The 237-nt window shown below is 67.1% G+C and carries 1 protein-coding gene; it reads left to right on the top strand.

Annotated elements, in window-relative coordinates:
• The coding region (locus MMY95_RS15805; RefSeq protein WP_241277845.1) for a transposase domain-containing protein at positions 1 to 159 on the top strand (159 nt) is incomplete at its 5' end.
• Between the last annotated feature and the right edge of the window lie 78 nt (positions 160 to 237).

The following is a 237-nucleotide window of genomic DNA, read 5'->3' as shown; positions in this document are numbered from 1 at the left end:
GGCGGCCACCGCGCCGCCGGCATCTACAGCCTTGTGGAAACCGCCAGGCTCAACGACGTCGCCCCCGAGGCATGGCTGACCGACACCATCAGCCGCATCGCCGACCATCCAGCCCGCCAGATCAATGAACTGCTGCCGTGGAACTACCGTCCCGCCTGACGCGACGCCTTCACCGGACGCTTACCCGACACCTTCGCTTGCGGCCGACGCTTCCGCATCCTCGCAATCGTCGACGAC

The organism is Lactiplantibacillus sp. ME-2 (assembly GCF_022549155.1).
Lineage (GTDB): Bacteria > Bacillota > Bacilli > Lactobacillales > Lactobacillaceae > Lactiplantibacillus > Lactiplantibacillus plantarum.
The sequence above is the reverse complement of the archived record's forward strand: the minus strand, read 5'-3'. Positions and strand labels throughout refer to the sequence as shown.